18 protein-coding genes are annotated in these 20,536 nt (G+C 58.1%); 11 read left to right on the forward strand and 7 right to left on the reverse strand.

Annotated elements, in window-relative coordinates:
• Positions 1-644: 644 nt before the first annotated feature.
• Positions 645-2,153, forward strand: coding sequence for a M1 family metallopeptidase (locus tag CAUR_RS03445; protein ID WP_162015845.1), 1,509 nt, complete (start codon positions 645-647; stop codon positions 2,151-2,153).
• A 414-nt stretch (positions 2,154-2,567) separates the two neighbouring features.
• Here the strand turns inward: CAUR_RS03445 and CAUR_RS03450 are convergent, their stop codons facing one another.
• From CAUR_RS03450 to mnmA, 7 genes are all read right to left on the reverse strand, one after another.
• A complete protein-coding gene (locus CAUR_RS03450) occupies positions 2,568-2,843 on the reverse strand; it encodes an HU family DNA-binding protein (protein WP_012256560.1) in 276 nt (91 codons plus the stop codon).
• A 191-nt stretch (positions 2,844-3,034) separates the two neighbouring features.
• The gene (locus tag CAUR_RS03455; RefSeq protein WP_012256561.1) at positions 3,035-3,565 is read right to left on the reverse strand and encodes a GTP-binding protein; all 531 of its coding nucleotides are present in this window, start codon (positions 3,563-3,565) and stop codon (positions 3,035-3,037) included.
• Between the two features lie 31 nt (positions 3,566-3,596).
• Entirely contained in the window at positions 3,597-4,409 is an 813-nt protein-coding gene (locus CAUR_RS03460) for a DUF4388 domain-containing protein (protein WP_012256562.1), read from the reverse strand.
• A 37-nt stretch (positions 4,410-4,446) separates the two neighbouring features.
• Positions 4,447-5,382 carry a DUF1385 domain-containing protein gene (locus tag CAUR_RS03465; protein ID WP_044233437.1) on the reverse strand — a complete coding sequence of 312 codons (936 nt, stop codon included), beginning with the start codon at positions 5,380-5,382 and terminating at the stop codon, positions 4,447-4,449.
• 193 nt (positions 5,383-5,575) lie between these two features.
• On the reverse strand, positions 5,576-6,028 hold the full coding sequence (locus CAUR_RS03470) for a hypothetical protein (protein ID WP_012256564.1): 453 nt from the start codon (positions 6,026-6,028) through the stop codon (positions 5,576-5,578).
• Positions 6,029-6,094: 66 nt separating this feature from the next.
• Positions 6,095-6,352 carry a hypothetical protein gene (locus CAUR_RS03475; protein ID WP_012256565.1) on the reverse strand — a complete coding sequence of 86 codons (258 nt, stop codon included), beginning with the start codon at positions 6,350-6,352 and terminating at the stop codon, positions 6,095-6,097.
• Complete coding sequence (gene mnmA, locus CAUR_RS03480; protein WP_012256566.1) at positions 6,349-7,428, reverse strand: tRNA 2-thiouridine(34) synthase MnmA; 1,080 nt, start codon at positions 7,426-7,428, stop codon at positions 6,349-6,351. The genes CAUR_RS03475 and mnmA overlap by 4 nt, the downstream gene beginning before the upstream one ends.
• A gap of 110 nt (positions 7,429-7,538) precedes the next feature.
• On the opposite strand from mnmA, the gene CAUR_RS03485 reads away from it, so the two are divergent.
• The 10 genes from CAUR_RS03485 to CAUR_RS03530 all read left to right on the forward strand — a co-directional run bounded on the left by CAUR_RS03485 (position 7,539) and on the right by CAUR_RS03530 (position 20,493).
• Positions 7,539-8,360, forward strand: coding sequence for an alpha/beta fold hydrolase (locus CAUR_RS03485; RefSeq protein ID WP_012256567.1), 822 nt, complete (start codon positions 7,539-7,541; stop codon positions 8,358-8,360).
• 369 nt (positions 8,361-8,729) lie between these two features.
• A complete protein-coding gene (locus CAUR_RS03490; protein ID WP_242605123.1) occupies positions 8,730-9,512 on the forward strand; it encodes an alpha/beta fold hydrolase in 783 nt (260 codons plus the stop codon).
• Positions 9,513-9,671: 159 nt separating this feature from the next.
• Positions 9,672-11,363 (forward strand): long-chain-fatty-acid--CoA ligase, encoded by a 1,692-nt coding sequence (locus tag CAUR_RS03495; protein ID WP_012256569.1) that lies wholly within the window; start codon positions 9,672-9,674, stop codon positions 11,361-11,363.
• Between the two features lie 287 nt (positions 11,364-11,650).
• Positions 11,651-13,165 (forward strand): SPFH domain-containing protein, encoded by a 1,515-nt coding sequence (locus tag CAUR_RS03500; protein ID WP_012256570.1) that lies wholly within the window; start codon positions 11,651-11,653, stop codon positions 13,163-13,165.
• Entirely contained in the window at positions 13,162-14,397 is a 1,236-nt protein-coding gene (locus tag CAUR_RS03505) for an SPFH domain-containing protein (protein ID WP_012256571.1), read from the forward strand. The genes CAUR_RS03500 and CAUR_RS03505 overlap by 4 nt, the downstream gene beginning before the upstream one ends.
• Before the next feature lie 568 nt (positions 14,398-14,965).
• A complete protein-coding gene (locus CAUR_RS03510) occupies positions 14,966-16,234 on the forward strand; it encodes a helix-turn-helix domain-containing protein (protein WP_012256572.1) in 1,269 nt (422 codons plus the stop codon).
• A complete protein-coding gene (locus tag CAUR_RS03515; protein WP_012256573.1) occupies positions 16,221-16,571 on the forward strand; it encodes a type II toxin-antitoxin system PemK/MazF family toxin in 351 nt (116 codons plus the stop codon). The genes CAUR_RS03510 and CAUR_RS03515 overlap by 14 nt, the downstream gene beginning before the upstream one ends.
• A 32-nt stretch (positions 16,572-16,603) precedes the next feature.
• Positions 16,604-18,913 carry an FAD-binding oxidoreductase gene (locus CAUR_RS03520; RefSeq protein WP_012256574.1) on the forward strand — a complete coding sequence of 770 codons (2,310 nt, stop codon included), beginning with the start codon at positions 16,604-16,606 and terminating at the stop codon, positions 18,911-18,913.
• Positions 18,910-19,695, forward strand: a complete 786-nt coding sequence (locus CAUR_RS03525) for a TrmH family RNA methyltransferase (protein WP_012256575.1) — start codon at positions 18,910-18,912, stop codon at positions 19,693-19,695. Before CAUR_RS03520 ends, CAUR_RS03525 begins: the two co-directional genes overlap by 4 nt.
• Positions 19,696-20,349: 654 nt before the next feature.
• The gene (locus CAUR_RS03530) at positions 20,350-20,493 is read left to right on the forward strand and encodes a hypothetical protein (RefSeq protein WP_157866374.1); all 144 of its coding nucleotides are present in this window, start codon (positions 20,350-20,352) and stop codon (positions 20,491-20,493) included.
• Positions 20,494-20,536: the final 43 nt, after the last annotated feature.

A 20,536-nucleotide genomic window follows, 5' to 3' on the forward strand; every position in this document is an offset into this window, starting at 1 on the left:
TGTCGCAGAATCGCTCCGAACCAGTCATACACATAGGCGAACAGGCAACCCACACACCTTCAGCATACCAGGGAAAAGGAGCAACCTGACATCTGCTTTTTGGGCGATACTGCCTGTAGCTTGTGAACGTGTCAGACCCTTATCGCACAGAGTATCCCAGGCATCACTCCGGCAGACAGATACTATCTCCTGGCCCAACCGGTGAGAAGTTTGCCGGCTATCGGTAACCGATGGCGAATCTTTGCCTCCAGGGTAACAAACGCTGCCACGGAGACGGTGGGTAGATGATGTGGCATGCTATCACAATACAACCGGCAAAGACAAATAGCGGCAGGCAGCAAACCATCCTCTTGTCGTCGGCCCATGGCGGCGAGAAACGTTCAGCAGGTACACGTACCTTCACGTTCAAGGACAGCACCGGTGTTGATGGGTGGTACCGCGTCTCGCAGTGTGCTGTAGTCCACCCCTGCCGGGGGCGGAAACCGGCGGTGCGGTATGGCTCGCTGTCGCGCACCGGTTCTGGCCTGCAATACCTCGCGAGATGCGGGTACGGTGTGCTGTTGCGGGTAGGGAGTGCGCCGGCGGCGCATGCTCCCAGGCTTTGGCGTTTCACCATCCCTGCCAGGCTGTGGTATGATGCCTTTATGATACGACTATTGCTTCTGATTATCATTGCATTTGGTAGCGTCACCCCGTTCTTCCCCGGTGCCGTCTTCCGCGACGATCCGCCGGCGGCTACGACCATCGTTGATCCCTTCATCACGGCCCAAACGGCGGCGATGCGGGCCGAGCATGCTGCCGACCTTACCGATGCAGATTGGGATCGTTACACCCTCACGGTGCAGCTTGATCCAACCGGCCCCCGCTTGAGCGGTGCAGTCAGTGTTCGCCTGACCAATCGCAGCGAGGTGGATTTCGATACCATCTGGTTTCATCTCTACCCCAACCACCCTGATTTTGGTGGACGACTCGATGTGACTTCGGCGCAGATCGATGGGGTACCGGTGCCATCACGCACCTTACACGGCGACACCCTGATTGGCTTGCGCGCACCGCAACCGCTTCCCCCCGGCCAGAGCGCAACGGTCACCATGACCTTCACGGCCCGCACACCCCGCAACGCCAGTCAACGCATCTTCGGCGCGTACAATCTGGAGGCCGGGGTCTGGTCGATTGCCTCGTTCTATCCGCTGCTGGCCCGCTACATCCCCGGTATGGGCTGGGATACCCGACCAATCGTGTCACGCGGTGATTTTACCGTCAGCGCAACTGCGCTCTACGACGTTACGGTTGATGCACCCGCCGACTGGCATCTGGTCAGTAGCGGGAGTCGGATTGAGCACCGTACCACAGATCACAACCGCCAGGTAGCCCGATTTGTCAGTGGGCCGATGCGAGAATTCTATCTGGCGGCACTCCAGGGTCTCATGCCGATCAGCACTGAAATAGACGGCATACGGGTGATCAGCTACGTGCAACCGAACGATCAGACCGCCGGTAAGCAGAGTCTGACGATTGCCACCACAGCCTTGCAGGTCTTCAACCAGCGTTTCGGGGCATACCCGTACAACGAGTTTGAAGTTATCCAGGCGGCACTGACTCAGTTTTACGGCATGGAGTATCCCGGTGTAGTGCTGATCGAGCAAGACCTGTACCGACGCAACGACCGCTTACTGGAGACGACCATCGCCCATGAAATCAGCCACCAGTGGTGGTACGGGCTGATTGGGAACGACGCCCAGGGCGAGGCGTGGCTTGACGAAGGGTTGGCGAGTTACAGCCAGATACTCTACTACGAGATGATCGACAACCCTGCCCAGGCCACAGCCGAACTCGAAGCCTTCCGCGCCAGCTACCGCCGATTGCGCGAGCGGGGCGGCGATGCGCCACTGGCTACTCCCCCGGCGGCGCTCAATAATGGGCGTTACGTCCCGATTGCCTATGCGAAAGGAGCGCTCTTTTTTCACGCACTCCGCCAACGCATTGGCGAAGCTGCCTTCAACGACTTTCTCCAACAATACGTCGCTACGTATCGCTGGCGGGAAATCGCCGGCCCTGATCTGATCCGTATCGCCGGTCAGGCGTGTGGATGTGACCTGGATGATCTATTCACGGATTGGGTGCTCACCGCTACCGCCGTGCCGATCCCCTAATCACGCCGGGTATATGGTAGAGAGTGTTACCGGCAGATCCAAGCCAACGGGTACCGTTCGACGCCAATCACACCTGATCGCGACGGGAACTGCACGCTGGACACCAGTAGGGGCGACGCATGCGTCGCCCCTACTGGCACACCTGAACAATGCAGATTGTTGAGCAAGATTTGGCATTACAACAGCGGATATCATACGACGCGCTACGGTATCCGCTGTGGAATGCGATCTTATGGAGCAGGAGCGCTGGTTCAACACATCTACGCTCCGGTGCAATGCCAGGGTGACGGTTAGATAGTGCGCCTTGCATTCTCTGCTGCCACGTGTGATATACCCTCGAGACAAAGCAAAAAGAGTACGGTTGTACCGTACTCTTTTTGACCGGCAAGACAAAACGGAACGTTATCCGCAGCTTTAACCTCGCACAGCCTCTTTGAGGGTGCTGCTGGCGCTGAAGCCAGGGGTCTTCGTAGCGGGAATATGCATCTTCTCGCGGGTCTGCGGATTGACACCTTCCCGTGCCTGCCGCGAACGCACCTCGAACGTCCCAAAACCGGTGAGCGTCACCTTCTCGCCACGAGCTAATGCTTCGGTGATCACCTCGAGCGCGGCATCGATAATCAGCTTCGTCTCCTTCTGCGAAACCTTTGCGCGCTCGGCCACAGCCTTAATGAAATCGGTCTTCTGCATCGGTGCAGTCCTCCTTAAATATTCACTCCTACCTGAATATCTCTTCAGAAAGCAGTATACCGCATCTGTCAAGACCTGTATCTCTTGTTGATGCGATAAACAGCATCTGAGATTTTCCAACAATATTTTATGGCTTTGCAATGCGCAAAACGAGTTTTACGCATTACAAAGCCACCGAAAACGAGGCGAACTTAGTCTTCACTGCGCTCCTGGATCACGTAGAGCAGTTCGAGCAACACATTCTTCACGCTCTCGCGATCCGTTGCCGTACACGGTAACACCTTGATATGCGGTGGTTGACGCAGAGCCAGTCGCAATTCTTCCGGCGACCAGGCATTAGGCCGATCCTGCTTGTTTGCCGCAATCACATACGGTGTATCGCGATACGAGACGAAGAAGTCGATGATCCGGTTCGTCTCTCGGAACGTTTCGGGTCGTGTGCTATCGACGAGGATCACCAGCCCGAGCATGCCTTCGGCGAGGATCTCCCACATAAAATCGAAGCGCTTCTGTCCCGGTGTTCCGAAGAGATGGAGCACGAGATCATCAGAGATCGCGATGCGTCCAAAATCCATCGCGACAGTCGTTTCCTTCTTGATCAGCCGAGTATCGTCGGTCGCCCGGCGCTCCGTCGAAACGACCTCAATTTCCGAGATCGTCTTGATAAACTCGGTTTTGCCGGCGTTCACGGCGCCGCTGATCACCATCTTTACCGTCTGCACACAGCCCTCCGCTCCGATGCTCTGGCCCCAGCTACATGCTGCGGATCCGATTGATGATCCGATTAACAAGGCTCTTCTTCAAACGCGGCTGTTCTACCGGAGGCATTCCAGCAGCCAGCACGCGCTGTCGCTTCACTAGCTCCAGCATTCCGGCGGTCAGAAACCCATAAACCGCACGACACACATCGAAATCACTCAATCCGGTCTTCTGGGCAATTTCGGCCAGTGTATCACGGCCATTAATGCGAGCGAAGACCTTCCATTCATCAGGTGCCAGGCGCATCCCCTTGAGCTTTTCGCCTGGTGGGGCCAAAAACCGTGGCACCAGATCGGTCGACGGAATGCGATCACGGATGCGTTCCCATTCATCGATCCGTCGCACCCCTTCCATAATCAGGTGGTCGATAGAGATCGGCGTCGGCGCCAAGGGTGCATCGGGCGCCGGTCGCTGATTATGCTCGAAAAGAAAATCGCCTTCAGGCCAGGCAAACAGCCCATAGACTGACTGTTCGGTGTGCCCCAGCAAGGCTTGCTGTAATCGATCAGGGCTTGCCAGACCAGTATCAATGATCACCTGGCTGAGGGTCGTCCCATTGCCTCGTGCTGCAAGTGTCTGACATGCCTGAGCAACTTGTTCGGCATTCAGCACCCCAAGCCGCACCAGGAGATCCGGTTTTTCATCTTCAGGACGGCGTGCCGCCAGCAATAATTTTCCCTTCTCGAAGTACAGACGCGCCGTTTGATCATTATACGACAGATGCAGCGCACCCGTTTTATACCCGCGATCAACGAGTGAGAGAAAGTCTGACAAGCTAAAATCTCGGATGTTCCCCACCAATGCCATACATTCCTCCGCTATCGCGGGTTATGGGTGAATGACCTCACATTGTCGGTTGTGTATCGACCAGACCGGTCACATTCGCAGTTACCTGAACCGGTTGCGCCTGAGCGTGTTGGTCGGCATGCAACACTGCCTCGAAGGCAGCAATTGCTGTAGCAATCATATCATCATTTGGCTCACGTGTTGTCAGGTACTGCGCTGCCAGGGTTGGGGCCAGCAGCCAGCGCACCCATGGCCGATGGTAGTGATTCGCAGCCAGTTGCTGCACCTCAAAGGCAACGGCTGCCACCAAAGGAATCAGGACAATACGCGCTATGATTCGTTGCCAGACGGGCAATCCTGCAACTGATAGAAAGATCAGAAACCCTATCAAGGCCACTGCGAGCAGAAAGCTGGTGCCACAGCGGGGATGGATACGACTGCACTGCCGGACCGATTCGACGGTGAGTGGTAAACCGGCCTCGTAGGCATTGATGACCTTGTGTTCTGCACCATGGTAACCAAACACCCGGTTGATGTCGGGAATACGGCCAATCGCAACAATGTAGGCAATGACCATCGCCAGATTGATCAATGCCTCAATCACTTCACGCAACAAGATCGGTGCACCCAATTGACCGATGAAGTTGGCTACTAGTGATGGCATCACCACAAAGAGACCAACCGCAACTGCGATAGTTACGATGAAGATCAGACCCTGGAGCCAGGGGTGTAATTGTTCTTCCTCATCGGCAGCTACGACAGTGGCAGAAAAGTCGAGTGCTTTGCGGCCAATCGTGAAAGCTTCGGCCAGAGCAGCAAATCCGCGCAGCAACGGCAAACGCTGCCAGCGCGCCGCACGTGGGGGAACCGGCATATCCAGGCGGGCAAAGCTGCCATCGGGGCGACGCACAACGACGGTCGCCTGGTGACGACCGCGCATCATAACGCCTTCGAGAACTGCCTGACCGCCGTATTTAAATTGCTGCCCACTCATATCGGTTTCTACTTGCCTCGGCTCTCTCACGGGCACGCAAACCTCTACTACCATTTATCTTACCATACCAGCAGGCACCAAACTGTATCGAACCTGGCGTGATTCCCCTGGTACGACCGTCTTCTGATGAGCACATCGCACACACAACGCTATAGCTATGACCGGTAGCGTATACCCAACGGTAGATCATACGCTACCCAGCCTGGCCATCGGTCTTATCACGGCGAGCCAGAGTCGTGGCTGCAGCACGGACGCCGGTAACCAGACTGGAGATGCGGATGATCGGCGAAACCACTCGTTCAGCGACGTAGGTCGTTGTTGTCGTTGCCGTTTGAGCCGAATCACGCACATTGTGGGCGATGGTGCGAGTGGCATCAAGCGCCTCATTTGCCTTGGCCAGTGCCTCGTCCAATTTCGGTATCACATTGTTACGCGCCAGGCGATTGATCTGTTCAACGGCGTAGAGAATAGCGATCAGGATTGCAATTGACAACACTGCGCCGATTAATTGCAACGCCGCCAGGATCACGATGAACACATCACGCCAGGCTGCGCGGAATCCTTCACCGAGGAAGATTGCTGCGATAATAAACCCGAACAAAACCGCGGTTAGCAGGCCGATACCGATGCCAATCCAACGTAACACGGGGCTACCTCCATACCGGGTCGCACATGATGCGACTGTGAGGGCACTATAGTGCGCTGAATTATATCATAGCCGTAAGCGTGAAACAACTATGAGTAGTATCCATGCCAGTAACGAGGCTTCGAGCATTGGCACTCCGGCTGGTGCCGGTATGTTCAACGGAAATCGCCAGCCAAGCAGGGTGGCGATTAAACAGCCTGCGGCGGCAGTCGCCCAGAAGATAGGGAGCTGCCGCCACGATCTGCCAAGTAAGACGTGGGCAAGTGCAGCGTGGGTTGTGGTCAGGAGCAACAAGAGGAGGGCTGCCGGCGATAGAGCACTCATGCGACCTCCGGGCGCGCAATCCAGCCCCCACCCAACACCTGTTGTCCGCGGTAGAAGACAGCAGCCTGACCGGGACTGACCGCACGCTGTGGTCGCTCTAGCTCAACCAGCCAGCGACCGTCGGGTTGTTGCGAGACACGTGCAGGCAGTGGTTCGGCGTGGGCACGCACCTGCACCAGACAGGTGAATGACTCAGCCGGTGGCGCATCATCAACCCAGCATGCATCGATGACCGTAAAGCGCGCGCGATTGAGGGCTGCCGCTGGGCCGACAATTAACGCATTCCGGGCCGGGTCAATCGCAACGACATAGCGTGGTTCGCCGCCACCCAGACCCAAACCGCGCCGCTGACCAACCGTGTACAGCGGCAATCCACGGTGTCGCCCGATTTCCCGTCCTTCGAGATCAACAATTGGGCCGGGCACCAGACTCTCCGGCGATTCGATCCGCAACAGATTGCGGTAATCGCCGTCGGGCACAAAACAGATATCCTGGCTCTCTTCACGGTCAGCGCTGGGCAGACCACGGGCGGCAGCCATTTCACGTACTTCGCGCTTGGTGTAGGCACCAATCGGAAAGATCAGGCGCGATAGCTCGGCCTGACCTAACATATGCAGCATATACGACTGATCTTTCTCAAGATCAACCGCCCGCCAGAGCTGATAACGACCATCTTCGCCCTGGATGATGCGGGCGTAGTGACCGGTTGCCACCGCATCAAACCCCAATGTCCGCGCCCGGTCAAGTAAAGCACGAAACTTAATCATGCGATTACACTCGACGCAGGGGTTAGGGGTAAGACCGTGCGTGTAGGCACGGATAAAATAATCGATCACGTGCCGACGGAACTCACGCTGATAGTTAAACACGTAAAAGGGGATGCCTAGCAACGCACAGACCCGGCGGGCGCTTGCCGCTGCCTCTGCCGCACAGCAGAGACTTTCGCGCAAGCCCTGCTCGTCGTCATCCCACAAGTGCATGGTAACGCCGGTCACCTGATGACCGGCCTCAAGTAAGAGTGCTGCGGCCAGTGAACTATCAACACCGCCGCTCATTGCCACTAATACGTTTGCCATATCAGTATTATACCTGCTCTAGCGATAGCTGCCGTTTCGATTGTGGTGAAAAGGTATAATAGTGCCACAATCGGGCAAGACTGTTCTGAAATCCGTTCAGTAGCGATAGTATGTCAATCGTCCAAATCATGCAGCACTACCACCACCGGCTTGGGATCAGCTATCTGACTGCCGGTGAGTCTGGCCCGGCCATCGTGTTTCTCCACGGGTGGGGCGCATTTAAGGAACTCTGGTGGAGCGCCCTTCGCGACCTTGGCCGTGATTACCGCTGTTTTGCCATCGATATGCCCGGTCATGGCGAGAGTCGGATTGGACGGGCCGACCAGATTGAGCGGATTGCCGTGTTGATTGCCGATTTTTGCCATGATCTCGGCCTTTCAACCATCATTCTGGTCGGTCATTCGATGGGGGGCAGCGTTGCCGTCGAGATGACTCTTCACTACCCCCACCTGGTACAGCGCCTGGCTCTTATTGATGCGGCAGTCGACGCCTATCGCATGCCGGCCTATACCCGTATCTATCTGTTGCCACATCTCGGCTGGCCAACCTTTCGCCTGACCCAGGCTATTGGACGTGCGTTTCGACCGCTCGGTCAGCGGATACCGCACGAGCACGGTGGCGGCTGGATTCGTCCGTGGTTACGACGGGCATCGTACCTCGCCACGTTTGACCCAGAAGGATTGTACCGCATTTTGCGTTCGCTCTTCGCGACTCGCGCAGACGAACGACTGCAACAGATCCGTGTCCCAACCCTGGTAATGACCGGGCAGTTCGATAGTCTGGCCCCGCCTGCCCACGCTCGCCGTCTGGCCCAGGTGATACCCGGTGCACGCTATGTCATGATTCCGGTCAGTCTCCACAACCCAATGGACGAACGACCGCGGGCATTCACCCGCGCTCTCCGCGCATTTCTCGCCGAGACCGACTCGTAAGCGGCAAGATAATCCAAGTTGCCACCTTACGTCACTACAGCGGTGCGGGTCGTTGAGCGCGACGGGGGAGGGTGGAACACGGATGGACGCGGGTGAGGCGGATGCACGCGGATAGCACCCAAGGTGTCACCTTATATCACCACAAAGACACGGCGGATGGGCATACCAGATGTGCGTGACGTCGTGCGTCTACGGAACTGGCTGCTACCCAAACGATTCGTACAGTTTAGTTACGCTGCACAATGTTGTACGCAGCGTCGTGCTGTTCATCATCGCAGGTAGTCTTTCGTGGCCTGCTCATAGCGTAGGTGGCAACTTGGGTTAAGATATGTCAGTTTCGCGATGGTGCATTCAGAAAGTTATACTGTGATGAACCTTGAACCCTACCGCAAAGAGATCCAGCTTACCGGCACAGCACCGGTGCGATTGAACGTCGTGGACATCGGGCCACTCAATGGTGAATGCCAGGGTACCATTGTCTGTATTCATGGCTGTGCCGGTAATCTCGAACAGTGGATACACCAGATCAGCCATTTAGCCGGTCGTTATCGCGTCATTGCCCCAGATTTACGCGGCCATGGTCGCTCTGAAGTCGTCAATTCGGCGTACTCACTCGAAGAGTTTTTGTGGGACATGACGCAGTTGATAACCCGCTTGCAAGTTGAGGAGCCATTTATCCTGATGGCACACTCGTTCGGTGGGCCAATCGCCATCACCTTTGCCGCCAGCCAGCCTCATCGCGTCAGCCGGCTGATTCTGATTGCAACCGGGCCAGAAATGCATCTGCATCCGCTCCACGAGCGAATCGTCAAGTTGCCGATCTCGCTGGCAATGCTGGAGAGGTTGCGGCCCATTTTGATGCCGAAAACCTATGCGCCGGTGAAGGTTATCCAGCGGGTACTGGCCGGCACGCTGTTCCGCTGGAACGGGCGAACCGTCTTGCCCCAGGTGCAGACACCGACGCTGATTATCGCCGGACAGTGGGATTTTATCGCCCCGGTGGCCCAGGCCCGCGAGAGTCAACAATTAATGCCGAACGCCCGGCTTGAAATCGTGCGCTATACTCGCCATCTCCCCCATCTCGAACGTCCCGATGCGGTTAATCGTCTGATCGACCGTTTTCTGGAAGGGCCACGGAGCTGGCGTGATTAGGCGTTCGCTCATTCATCACATGGGCGCTGGCAGTGAAGGTGTCATAGCAAATCTTGAGTTACACCGTACATCACTAAATTGCTATTGACACCAGCAGAGTCACGGCTGATAATCGAAACTGCCAGGTCTTCCCTCACCAGCATTGTAAGGGATAGTTGCATGACCGATCTCTTTACCAGTCGTCCATGGCTTCGCCATTACGATCCGGGTGTGCCGGCAACGCTTGACCTGAAACCAGAGCCGTTGCCGGTGCTGTTGCAACAGGCCGCCGAGCGCTTTGCAGACGCCACTGCCATCGCCTTTTACGGTCGCACGCTCAGCTACGCCCGACTATGGGCAGAGACCAACCGGTTTGCCCGTGGCCTGCTCGGTACCGGCTTTCAACCGGGCGAGCGGGTGGTCATCCTGTTACCCAATATTCCCCAGTCCGTCATTGCCTACTTCGGCGTCCTGCTTGCCGGGGGGATTGTGGTTCTGGCTAATCCGATCTTTGACGCCGAAGGCTTTGCCCACGAGGTGCGTGACTCGGGGGCGACAACAGTGATTGCGCTCAGTATGTTTCATCGGCTGGTTGAGCAGGTGCGGGCTGAACTACACTTTCCTCGGCTGATCTACACCAATCTGAAGGAATATCTGCCATCGAGCCAGCGTCTGCTCTTTACCCTGCTGCGTCAGGAGCAGGAAGGCCACCGGGTTCCCGATGCTCAGGCAAGCCAGGCGCTCTGGTTTCAACATCTGGTGGCTGCCGGTCAGGACGGCGAGTTGCCCACGCTCGACGCCGGCGATCCGGCTGTTATTCTGTATACCAGTGGCACAACCGGCGCCGCCAAGGGTGTGTTGCACCGCCACGCCAGCCTGTACATCAATGCGTATCAGACACGAATGTGGTACGCCGATGCCGAAGAGGGCAACGAGCGGGTGTTGTGCGTCATACCCTTCTCGCACGCTTACGGCATGACTGCCTGTATGAATGTTGGGATCGCGCTGGGCGCAACCCTGATCCTGCTCCCAACTTTCGAGACGCACAACGTGCTGCATACCATCCGCCGTGAACGACCAACGATCTTTCCCGGCGTCCCCCCGATGTACGCGGCGCTCAACGAAGTGCGCGAGGTGCGCAAATACGGCCTCTCGTCACTCAAGAGTTGTCTGAGCGGTGCCGCACCCCTACCGGTAGAGGTGCAGGAAGGCTTCGAGCGCATCACCCGTAGCCGCCTGGTTGAAGGGTATGGTCTGACTGAAGCGGGGCCGGTTACCCACGCCAATCCGTTGCGCGGCGCACGACGTGCCGGCACTATCGGCCTGCCAATCCCCGACACCGAAGCGCGGATCGTCGATCTGGAAACCGGTCAAGACCTGCCGCCGGGCGCAATCGGTGAACTGCTGATACGTGGCCCGCAGCTTATGGCCGGTTACTGGAACAACCCGGAAGCAACTGCCGAAGCGCTCACGGCTGATGGCTGGTTGCGCACCGGCGACATTGCCCGGATGTTGCCTGACGGCTACTTTCAGATTATCGAGCGCAAGAAGGAGATGATCATCGCCGGCAACTACAATATCTACCCTCGCGATCTCGAAGAGGCGCTGTACGAACATCCGACGGTGATCGATGCCGCAGTCGTTGGGGTGCCGCTGCCCAATGGCAAGACAGAAGTGCGCGTCTTCGCCGTCACCCGACCCGGTGAACGGGTTAGCGAAGCTGAGGTGCTGGCATTTCTCCGCGAGCGCGTCAATCTGCCGGTTGTTCCCGACAAAATTGAGTTTCGCGAAGCACTACCGCGGAGCTTCATTGGTAAATTGCTGCGCCGCCGGTTAGTTGAAGAGTTGCTTTCACGCGAACAACGGTCATAACCCAACAGACACGGGTAGGCCAGGGTCATACCGGCGCCTACCCCACCCACTCAGGTGACGCTTGCTGGCAGGACTGATCGCTTTGTACAGGCCGAAGCCGGTGCTCACAGATAGCCGTTCCTGTCAGAGCCGATAGCGCATTACTGCTGAACTCACATGGATACTTCTACGTCCAACCACACCTTCCCGCTACTCGCCATCTCCCATAAGCAGGTTCTCTTGCAACCTCTGCACGATGTATCTCGTATCGAATACTGCAAGCTGATCGTAGCGAACAGGAGTGAATCATGAATAGGGTCCAACGAAGCGTTACGGCAGTAAAGCAATTGTTAGAGAGTGGTGAACTCGATCAATTGCAAATCAAGGCCAGCGACTTCATTTCGCAGCGTTCAGGCAACGAAAGCGGAGCAACCCGGATCGAGCAGATGAGTGTTCTGCTCGATGAGGCGGCTGAGTTGCTGAACCGTAATCTGCAACAGCGCGATTCAGGCGGGCAGGTCGCCAACGTTATTTCACCGGTAGTGATCCCCCGTGATCCGCGTTCGGTGCTCTGGATCGCAGTCACCGCTATCCTGGTAGTGATCGGCCTAATCGGTTGGCTCTTCAGTCTGCTGATCGATACCGTCTCCTTGGGCTTCACCAACCTGAGCCTTGTTTTGTTCGGGCCGCACTACTGGCTGTTGGTCATCGGCTATGTAGCCTACAGTCTCTGGCGTAACACCTTCATTATGGTGCCCGACGGCTGCCAGGCACTGATCACCCGCTTTGGCAGGCTGGAGGAGATCGCACCGGCAGGACGCAAAGTGTTGCTCGATCCGTGGAAGCGCGTGAGTTACATCGTCAATGTGACGCGCGAATATCCGTACAACGCGCCGATCCGGGAAGCACCAACCGCTTCGCGGGTTAATGCCTCGGTCGATCTCTTCTTGCAATTCAAGATCGAAGACCCGGCAGCGTTCATCTTTACCCTGGGTGGCGCAAAAGGCTTTCAAGAGAAGCTCCAGAATGCGGTTAGCGAAGTGACGCGCGCTCTGATCTATGAGCAGCGCGCTGAAGCCATCTACGATCTGGTAGGCGAGAGTACGCAGAGTCTGCTTGACACGCTGAACCAGCAATTTCTGCCAGCGGTACGCTTTGTCAACGCCAACATCACCCACGCCGAGCCGTCGAGTCAGGAGTACCGGATCGATCTCGCCAAACCGGAGATGATCCGGGTCGCGAAAGAGGCGTACACCTACGAATACGAACTGGCTCTGCGTAAGGAGCAAGATGAAGGTGATCTGAACCGGGAACTGGCCGGCCTGCGCGAGCAGTTGTCGGCTATTCAAGCCGAAATTGCCACCTACCAGGCCCAGATCGATATTGCCCGCGAGAAAGAGACGTACCGCGCTAATGCGTATGCCAGCCAGTTGCTGAGCGAAGCCGAGAGTACTGCCCGGGCCAACGCTGCCCTGCTGGAAGCGCAGGCGCTCGATATTCGGGCAGTCGGTGCCGCACGTTATCCCGAAATTCTGCAATACCGGTACCAGCAAGATATTCTCGACCGCCTGGAAGCAGTGGCCGATCATCTGCCGCAGATCGTGCAGGTCGGTGGTGGTGAAGAGGCAGCTATCGACTATCTGGCCCTGGCGCAACGGATGCTGGGCATCACCGATACCCAGCTCTATTCGCCCGAAGATGTCGCTGCCATCCGTAGCCGTATGCAAGAGATTCGCCAGCGCATCCTGGCCCGATCTGAACAGATCGCCCAAGTCGTCACCACTGAGACCGAACAGCGCAGCGAGAAAGGAGAACCGCGGTGAGTGAGCCACGACGTGAATTTTCGCGTATCCGCGAGGCAGTAGCGACCTGGAACCGCATCCGGCAACTCCTTCGCTCCGGTGAAGAGGGGCAACTGGTGCCGGTGGTGATTCCCAGAGATCGCCGACGGGCACGCTGGCTTTTGCCACTGGCCATCGGGTTGTATCTGATCGGTGTCGCCGTCTTCAGTGGGGGAGTCTTCGGCGGTCTGGCGCTCTTCCTGGCGCTGATCTTCTTTATCTGGGCCGGGTTGTCGTTTGTACTCGGTGCGATTATCGAGATCGAACAGGGCACAACCGGTATTCTGTCGCGCTGGGGACAGATTGTCGGTACACTGTCACCGGGTCGTCATTACCTTTGGTGGCCGTGGGAGAAGGTCGAGGCCGTGGTTGACACCAGCACCGAGATTCCGTACACCGCACCGGTGATGGCGGCGCCAACCCGCGAAAATGTGCCGTTGAAGTCCATCGAATTCTTCTTGAAGTTCCGGATCGAAGACCCCGTCGCCTTTGTGCGCCGCCTGGGAGCCAGTAACTTCGATCTGGTGCTGAGCAGTGCGGTGCAGGACGCCATTCGGCAGCGGGCACGCCGGGTTGAAACCGAACGCGCCTACGATCTGCGTGGCAGCGATGTCGGTGATATGCAAGAGCTACTCAACCGCCAACTGGCCCGCTACGGTGTCCGCATTACCGGTGCCAACATTCCTGATGTGCAATTGCCCGATCAGTATCAGCAGCACCTGGCGACCCGCGAGCGTGTCGCGAAAGAGTTGCAAGCCTACGCACGTGAATGGGAACTGATCAAAAAGCAACGGATCGACGGTCTGCTACTTGAGATTGAGCGTGCCAGGAAGGTGCGCGACGCCAAACTGGTCGAGGTACGGGCAGCGATCAATAAAGCCCGTGAAGACGTGGCGCGTATGCTGCAAGAGAAAGAGGCCGAAGCGCAGCGCGTGCGTTGGGAGATCGAAGCGCGTGGCCGGGCAACTCTACGCCAGGCCGAAAATGAGGCGCGCGGTCTGGAGTATCTTGGTCAGGCGTACCAGGACAATCGGGCTGTGCTGCAATATGAATTGGCCCGGCGCCGGCTTCAGGTGGCCGAAACACTGATGAAACGCGCCCCACGCCCGATTGTCATCCAGAGCGACGGCGGCGATGCTTCGGCATTAACTACGCTGCTAACGGCGCAGTTGTTGCCGAAATTGACCGGTAATGGGGATGGGATGGGGAAGTAGGAGGTAGAAAATAGGAAATAGGGAATGTTAGGGAGGGGAAGGGAGGTTAATCCCTTTCTCTCTATGTTTTTAGGGGTGGACAGAACACGTGATTGCAGGCGAGGGGTGTCAAATCCGGGTTGCTGAAGTTATTGCTCGTGATCACACCCTCACGCCAGCAGTGACCTGATCACGGACACGGAGAACGGCGCTTCCGCTGCGCACGCAGTGGGATCAAACGCCGTAGCTACGGTTTCCCGACCGGATTGCCTGTGTCGCGTCGTTTACAGTGCAGCAGCCACGCTATCGCATCAGCCAGGCTCGTGATCAGGGGCAGATGCAGCGGTTTCCCTGATCCACATACTCACGTTCCCGGAGGAGCCGTTTTGAGATATTCCCATCGCTGATCACCCTATCAAATTGGGCAGGTAGGGGCGGGTTCAGCCCCCACAGACGGTGCATGTACCTGTTCACATTGCCATGCGATGAGGTTCAAACATTGTATTTTTCAGATTCCACCCCTTCCAACACTGGTTGACAAAGTGTCAGCGAACAGCGATAATTGTCAACTGTCAGGAAGGAGTTGGCCATGATTAGTCAACGATTGCGCCAGTTGCGGTTGGCGCGCGGCATGACCCTCAGCGATCTGGCTCAGGCAACCAACCACATTGTTACCCGTCAGGCTATTTCCAAGTATGAACATGGGCACGCTCAACCATCACCGACGGTGCTTCAGCGCTTAGCGCAGGCACTCGGTGTCCGACCGACCGATCTCCTCGACGGTGCCAATATCCGGGTAGATGTCGTTGCCTATCGTAAACGGGCTTCGCTCGGCAAACGACAGAGTGAGCATCTCGCCGCGTTGGCCGAAGAGGCATTGCGCGAACGGGTGCGATTACAACGGCTTATTGGCGACACCAGGGTACTCGATGTCCCGTTGCAGGAGTATCCGGTGAAGAATCTGGACGACGTTGAGTCTGCGGCTACCGCTCTCCGTAACCGTTGGGATCTGGGTAGTGCACCGATTGCCAATTTGACCGACGTGTTAGAAGATCACGGCTTGCACGTTATCGAACTCGCAACCATTGACGGCTTCGATGGCGTTGCTGTAATTGCCCGTGATGAACACGGTCATCCGCTGGCCGCAGCGGTGATTGCGCAGCGGAGCGATGATGGTGCGCGATGGCGGATGAATCTCGCCCACGAGCTGGCGCATCTGGTGCTGCAACCGCAAGACAATCTCGATGAAGAGAAGGCTGCGTTTCGCTTTGCAGCGGCATTTCTCGCGCCAGCCCATGATCTGCGCGCCTTTATCGGTGAGCGCCGTCATCATCTACATCTGGATGAATTGCTCTTGATGAAGCACCACTTCGGTATGAGCATCCAGGCGCTGCTTTACCGCATGCAGACGCTGGACATTATCAGTCCATCTCTCTTCCGCAAGTGGATGATCGAATTCGGTGAACGGGGCTGGCGAATGGCAGAACCGGAACCACTGCCACACGAAGAACCGCTCTGGTTGCGGCGGGCCACCCTTCACGCCCTGGCGGAAGAGCTGATCGATCCCGCAGAAGCGCAGCGTTTGCTGGGTGATGAGGTGGCAACCGGTGTGGCGCAGGCCGTTTTCGCCGAAACTGTCATCCCTGAGACTATTCCTGAAACCATCCAGGCCGAGGATGTGCCGGAAAGTCATTACCCACCGCCACCTCCAGCTCACACTGTTCCCTGCCGGCAATTGCTCCGGCTACCGCAGGCTGAACGCCATGCGATCCTGGCTGCGCAGGCGGCCAATGCACTCGATCTCTATCAGTCTGTCGCCGATTCTGTAAACGAGGTCGCAACGAGTGAGCACAAGTAAATCGCCCCGGCGTGGTGAGATCTGGCAGGCCGATCTCGGTGATCAAACATCAGGGTTAGTGTTGATAGTGAGTACTGACGCTTTTGAACATCTGCCGATCCGTCTGGTCGCCCGCTTGCGCCCATGGGAAGACCGGTTTGCCGGTATGGTGTGGTTGCAGCGTCTGGAGGGAACCTGGCCGACCCGCTTAGGTAAGCCACACGCCGTTGATCTGTTACAGTTGCACTCGATTGAGGTGCATCGCTTGCGCACGATGGTCGGACGAGCACCGGCCATCAGAATGGATGAGATTGCTGCGGCAATTGCGCTGGTAGTAGATTATAATCCTGCCGGGTAAGTCAACGACCGCAACCCAACCAACGTATACGCATGAACTATAGCGCACAACCAGATATGACCACCACGTCCACAGGTTTCACCATCAATGCCGGTGCACTGCTGGCAAGCGCACCGGCAACCGCAACCGCAACCGCCCTTAATGAAGCTCTGGCCGCATACGGTCTCTGTCTGCCGGTTGCCCCGTTACACACCGACGCAACGCTCGCCGAACTGGTAGCCTGTAACAGTGGTGGTCGGTATCGGTTGTACAGCGGGCCAATCGGTCGCTATGTGCGGGCAGCAACCCTGGAAACCGCCAGTGGTCTGTTGCACGTCGGCGGCCCAACCCTCAAGCGGGCAACTGGCTACAACCTGCACCGCGCACTGGCCGGGCAGGGCGTGCGCCTCGGTGATCTGCGTGAATTGACGTTCAATTTGCGCCCTTTGCCGGCAATGACCACCCTGTACCTGGTAGCGGGGCCGCTTGACCGGTTGTTGATGCTGGCAGCCGATCTAATGACCGCCAATCTGGAGCTGCGGGCATTAGCGTTCGATGCCGGTGGATTGCTCCTCATCGCCCTGGCCGGCCTGCCAGAAGTGGTGACTCGCCAGTCGCAGCAGGTACTGGCAATGGCAGATCTCCATCAGCTCGCCGTTACCCGTGACCCCGCCAACGGCTGGCGGCATTGGGAAGAGCTTGCGCGCCGGCATTGTGCTCTGCCCGCCGACCAACGCCTCGATATGACACTACCGCGCAGCAAACTGGCCGAGGGGATCGCCGCCTGTCGGCAGATCGGTGATGCCGCTACCACCATCTGGGGCGATCTGGGTGTAGGGAGCATCCACGTCACGCCATTACCTGACGCCCGGCGCTATGCAACGTTGAAAGCGCAGCTAGCCACACTCGGCGCTCAACCGTGTTACGAGTTTGGCCCACCGCCACAACCGCCCTATCCAACCCTGACCCCTCGCAAGCACCAGACGCCTGGCGATTGTATCGCTGCCCTCAAACAGGTGGTTGGTGACCGTTACCTGATCCACCATCCCGACCAACTGGCGGTCTACGGGCAGGACGCCTCGATTGCCGAGGCCGAAGCATTGCCGTATGCGGTCGCCTTACCGGCCAGCACGGCTGAAGTCGCCGCCCTGATGCAGATTGCGGCTGCACATGATCTGCCGGTAGTTACCCGTGGGGCCGGCAGTGGCCTGGCAGGCGGCGCCGTACCAACACCGGGGTGCCTGGTGATTGGCCTGAACCGCATGGAACAGATAACTATTGATCGCGGGCAACAGGTTGCCCACGTGGGCGCCGGTGTCATCACTGCCGAACTACAACGGGCCGCCGAGCGCGTTGGCCTCTTCTACCCCCCCGATCCGAGCAGTCAGGCGGCCTCGACCATCGGCGGCAATATCGCCTGCAACGCCGGTGGGCCGCGGTGTCTGAAATATGGAGTAACTGCCGATTACGTATTGGGATTAACGACGGTACTGGCCGACGGCTCCATCGCCCGCTACGGCGATGGCCTGGCCGGTCAGGGTGAGAGCGATGGATTAGTGCAACTCCTTGTCGGCTCCGAAGGAACCCTGGCCGTGATTACCGAGGCAACCCTGCGGCTGATCCCACTGCCCCGCGCCCGCCGCACGACCATGGCGATCTTCGCCGATCTGGCCGCAGCCTGTGCCACAGTCGAACGGATCATGGCATCGGGGATTATTCCAGCCAGTCTGGAGCTGATGGATGACACCACTATCGCCGCCGTGGAAGCGTATCTGCGCATCGGCCTGCCGGCTGATGCCGGAGCGATGTTATTAATGCTGGCCGATGGTGAACCGGAAGCGGTTGAACGCGACGCAGCAGCCCTGGCCGAACTGGCAAAGGCCGGCGGCGCACAACGGGTAGCAGTGGCGCGCAACGCCACCGACGAAGCAAACCTCTGGCAGGCACGACGAGTGATCGCACCGGCCCTGGCTCGCATTCGCCCTAACCGATTGGGTGAAGACATCAGCGTACCGGTGACCCGCATCGCCGAATGTGTCGGCCAGATCAAGCAGGTAAGCGCCACCTACGGCCTGCCTATCGTAGTCTTTGGTCATGCCGGCGACGGCAACCTGCATCCAAACATCCTCTTCGATGCCCGCAATCCGACCGAAGTGGCGCGATTATGGCCGTGCGCAGAAGCCGTCTTCAAAGTGGCGCTGGCCGTGGGTGGTACGCTGTCGGGAGAGCACGGTATCGGCACCCTCAAACGACCATTCATGACCCAGGCGCTCGGTGAGGCCCAGCTTGCTGTGCAACGTCAGATCAAAGCCCATTTCGACCCCACCGGTCGGCTGAATCCTGGCAAAGTACTCCCGGTATGATGATCACCAGCCTCGCCAATCCAACCATCAAAGCCCTGCGTGCGCTCAGGCAACGCAAAGCTCGCGACGAGCAGGGGCGCTACCTGATTGAAGGGATTCGCCCGGTCGCCGAAGCGATTCAATGCGGTGCACCGCTCGACATGCTGGTCGTTGCCCCTGAACTGCTCAACAGCAGCTTTGCGCACGAACTGATCGACACCTATGCTGCTGGCGGCGGCAAAATACTGACCGTCAGTGCAGCAGTCTTCAGCAGCCTGGCCGACAAAGACAACCCGCAGGGCCTGGCAGCCGTCGGGCGCATACACTACACCCCCCTCCCCAACCTGTCGCCGGCGCCGGTTGGCTGGGTGGTACTGGTTGAAGTAGCCGATCCGGGCAACCTGGGCACAATCTTACGCACTGCCGATGGTGCCGGCTTCAGCGGCGTCATCCTGGTCGGCGCAACGACCGACCCCTTCGACCCGGCAGCGGTGCGGGCCAGCATGGGCGCCCTCTTCAGCCAACAGATTGCACGCACGAGCTGGCCCGATCTGCTGACCTGGGCACGACAGCACCGTATCGCCCTGGTCGGCAGCTCTGATCGCGGAGCCAGTGACTACCGGGCCACAACCTACCCGCGACCACTGCTCCTGGTGCTGGGCAGCGAACGGCACGGCCTGACGGACGAACAGCTTGCCGCCTGTGATCTGGTTGTCCGTATTCCAATGCGGGGGCGTAGCGACTCGCTCAATCTGGCAGTGGCAGCCGGCATCCTGATGTACGAAGCGACCCGCTCACAATAATCAGCGGTTGCCCAGCCGACATCGCCCCGGATGGGTGCAGACGGTGTCTTTCCCCACGTGCCTCATATGATGTTGTGATAGTCGCAATTCACCCGTCTCCAACATCATCCAGCCTGTGCAACCAGATCGCCATCCAGCGCGCCACTGCCAATAGGAGAGCGATCCTGTCGCATGTCAGCACTGCACTGTCAAACACATCACTCCCCAAAAAGTCCTGACAGACTTTATACCTTCACCCTGACGCTACGGTTGTGAGGGTTCCACCACTGTGCACGAGCGCAGCTCCCCCTGGGAGCGTGATCCTCCGGCTTGCTCGTCACCTGACACAGCACGCCCCCTCCCAACCCCCCCCGCTGGCTATGCAGTACCCACATGTCACGCTGCGTTAGGCTGGACTGCCAGCGCTCCCCGTGGTGGCTTCCCGTGGCGCAGGCTTCCAGCCTGCGTGGAAGCATTCCTCTCCACCGCCGGCAGTTGCGAGCCGTGGCCGCTGGTGCGCAGGTACGAACCTGGTGCAACAATACGTCTACGCACAGGTAGCTCATTCATGCCAGACCGAATCCATGATCGGAACGATCACATCCAGCTTTTCCGTGACCAGGATGGGGAACAGTGTGACACGCACCGAATCGTGAGCACGGCTGGCGCGGCAGCATGGCTGCCGCACTCCACACTGCGCGACACGTGCATAACAAGCGGGTACGGCAATCCATCCAGCACGTGCCGGCACGGCTGGGGCGGCGCACTGTCATCGGGCCAGTTGCCCACAACAGCACCCATAGCGATCATCCCCGCTAATACGCACGTGGTTGACACCAGTTGTGGGTAATGCATAGGGGGG

Origin of the sequence: Chloroflexus aurantiacus J-10-fl, from assembly GCF_000018865.1 — a bacterium.
In the GTDB taxonomy this organism is placed as follows: Bacteria; Chloroflexota; Chloroflexia; order Chloroflexales; family Chloroflexaceae; genus Chloroflexus; species Chloroflexus aurantiacus.